2 protein-coding genes are annotated in these 3161 nt (G+C 63.9%); both read right to left on the bottom strand.

What is annotated here, in order from left to right; genetic code table 11:
• Positions 1 to 1463, bottom strand: a 1463-nt coding sequence (locus GR212_RS36420) for an NAD(P)(+) transhydrogenase (Re/Si-specific) subunit beta (protein ID WP_163994964.1), incomplete at its 3' end; no start/stop codon positions are given.
• 24 nt (positions 1464 to 1487) lie between these two features.
• Positions 1488 to 3062 carry a Re/Si-specific NAD(P)(+) transhydrogenase subunit alpha gene (locus GR212_RS36415; RefSeq protein WP_163994962.1) on the bottom strand — a complete coding sequence of 525 codons (1575 nt, stop codon included), beginning with the start codon at positions 3060 to 3062 and terminating at the stop codon, positions 1488 to 1490.
• Positions 3063 to 3161: the final 99 nt, after the last annotated feature.

Genomic DNA, 3161 nt, shown 5'->3' with positions numbered 1-3161 from the left:
ATGCTCCTCTTGGCGTCACCGTAGAACATGCGTGTGTTGTCCTTGAAGAAGAGGGGGTTTTCGATGCCGGAATATCCGGTCCCCTGGCCTCTTTTGGAAACGAAGACCTGCTTTGCCCTCCAGACTTCGAGAACGGGCATGCCTGCGATGGGGGAATTGGGGTCTTCCTGTGCGGCGGGATTGACGATGTCGTTGGAGCCGATGACGATGACGACGTCGGTCTCATGGAAGTCGTCGTTGATCTCGTCCATTTCGAGCACGATGTCGTAGGGCACCTTGGCCTCGGCCAGCAGCACGTTCATGTGGCCGGGCAGTCGTCCGGCGACCGGATGGATGGCGAAGCGGACGGTCTTGCCGGATGCCCTGAGCTTGCGGGTGAGTTCGGAGACGGCAGCTTGAGCCTGGGCGACCGCCATGCCGTAACCCGGCACGATGATGACGCTGTCGGCATCGTTGAGGGCGGAAGCGACGCCATCGGCATCGATGGCGATCTGCTCGCCTGATATCTCCATGGCCGGGCCGGCGGTTGCGCCGAAGCCGCCGAGGATGACGGAGACGAAGGAGCGGTTCATCGCCTTGCACGTGATGTAGGAGAGGATGGCGCCCGAGGAGCCGACCAGCGCGCCGGTGACGATCAGAAGGTCGTTGCCGAGGGTAAAGCCGATCGCCGCCGCCGCCCAGCCGGAATAGGAGTTCAGCATGGAGACGACGACGGGCATGTCGGCGCCGCCGATGCCCATGATCAGGTGATAGCCGATGAAGAAGGCAATCACCGTCATCGAGATCAGTGCCCAGGCATTGCCACTGTTGGCATAGACGATGAGCAGGACGACGGAGAGAATGGCCGCGCCGGCATTGAGCACATGGCCGCCCGGCAGCTTCCTGGCCTTGCCGTCCACCTTGCCGGAAAGCTTGCCGAAGGCGATGACCGAACCGGTGAAGGTGACGGCGCCGATGAAGATGCCGACAAAGACCTCGACCTTCATGATTGCAAGCTCGACCGGGCTCTTGTGGGCAAGGATGCCGGCAAAGCCACCAAGGGCTGCCCGGGCCGTCTCGTCCATGGCGGCGATACGGGCCGCCTCGAGATGGGCGTTGAAGCCGATGAAGACGGCGGCCAGGCCGACGAAGGAATGCAGCGCCGCGACGAGCTGCGGCATCTCGGTCATCTGCACCCGTCTTGCGACCATGGTGCCGAGGAGCGCGCCGCCGGCGATCATCACGAGGACGATGAGCCAGGTGCTGGGGTTCTTGCCGATCTCTGCACCGACGGCCTCGGACGCGAGGATCTGGGATCCGAGAACCTGGGGTCCAAAGACCGTGACGATGACGGCAAGCGCCATGCCGGCCATGCCGTACCAGACGGCGCGCTTGGCGCTTTCCTGGCCGGACAGCCCGCCAAGCGACAGGATGAAGAGCACGGCTGCGCAAACATAGGCGGCCGAAACGATACCGATGGTCATGATCTATTCCCCCTTGGCCGGTCCTTACGACTTCTGGAACATGGCGAGCATGCGCCGCGTCACCAGGAAACCGCCGACGATATTGATGGTGGCGATCAGCACCGAGAAGGCTGCCAGCACTTCCACCAGGAGTTCGCTTGAGCCAATCTGCAAGAGCGCGCCGAGGATGACGATGCCGGAGATGGCGTTCGTCACCGCCATCAGCGGCGTGTGCAGCGAATGCGAGACGTTCCAGATCACCTGGAAGCCGATGAAGCAGGCGAGCATGAAGACCACGAAATGGCTCATGAAGCTTTCCGGGGCATAGGCGCCGACGAGCAACAGCAGCGCCGTGCCGGCGACAAGCAGCAGGCCCTGGTTGCGGGTCTGCGCCTTGAAGGCGGCGCTCTCTTGCGCCCGCCTCTCCTCGGGCGTCGGCTCCTTCACCTTCTCCCTGGGCTTGCTGGCGGCAATCGCCTGGATCTTCGGCGGTGGCGGCGGATAGGTGATCGTACCTTCAAACGTCACCGTCGCACCGCGGATGACATCGTCTTCCATGTTGTGGACGAGCCTGCCGTCCTTGGCCGGCGTCAGGTCGGCCATCATGTGGCGGACATTGTTGGCATAGAGCGTCGAGGCCTGGGCTGCCATGCGGCTCGGGAAATCCGTGTAGCCGATGACGATGACGCCGTTGTCGGACACGACCTTCTGGTCGGCGACGGTCAGATCGCAATTGCCGCCGCGTTCGGCGGCAAGGTCGATGATGACGGAGCCGGGCTTCATGGCCGCCACCATGTCGGCGAGCCAGAGCTTGGGCGCATCGCGGCCGGGGATCAGCGCGGTGGTGATGACGATGTCGATCTGCGGCGCCAGCTCACGGAACTTGGCGAGCTGCTTGTCGCGGAATTCCGGCGAGGAGGGAGCCGCATAGCCGCCGGTCGCAGCACCGTCTGTCGCCTGGTCGGCAAAGTCGAGATAGACGAACTCGGCGCCCATGCTTTCGATCTGCTCGGCCACTTCCGGGCGCACGTCGAAGGCATAGGTGACGGCGCCGAGCGCGGTCGCCGTGCCGATCGCTGCCAAGCCCGCGACACCGGCGCCGATGACCAGAACCTTTGCCGGCGGCACCTTGCCGGCGGCGGTCACCTGGCCGGTGAAGAAGCGCCCGAAATTGTTGCCGGCCTCGATCACCGCCCGGTAGCCGGCGATATTGGCCATCGACGACAGCGCATCCATCTTCTGGGCGCGGGAAATGCGCGGCACCATGTCCATGGCGATGACATTGGCGCCCCTGCGCCTTGCCTGTTCCAGAAGCTCCCGGTTCTGGGCCGGATAGAAGAAGGAGATCAGCGTCTGGCCGGCGCGAAGCTGCTCGACCTCGGAAGGCTCCGGTGCCCGCACCTTGGCGATGACGTCGCAGCGCGCGTAAAGCTCGCCGGCACTCGAGACCACCGTCACGCCCGCCGCGCGATAGGCATCGTCCGAAAAGCCCGCCCCCTCACCTGCCCCAGCCTCGATCAGACAATCATGGCCAAGCTTGCCAAGATGAAACGCACTCTCTGGCGTCAGCGAAACACGTCGCTCGTTTTGCGCCCGCTCCTGAACAGCACCTACAATCATATCAACTCCCCTCTTCCCACATAGGCAGCGCGCGACCAGCGCCATAGTTTTAAGCGCACGCAATCCCCCGCAGACCAACGACCTGATGGGACGGGCTTG

The sequence above is a fragment of the Martinezella lusitana genome (assembly GCF_010668395.1).
Classification (GTDB): Bacteria; Pseudomonadota; Alphaproteobacteria; order Rhizobiales; family Rhizobiaceae; genus Rhizobium; species Rhizobium lusitanum_A.
Note: the sequence above shows the minus strand (reverse complement) of the source record. Positions and strands in the feature narration are given on the sequence as shown.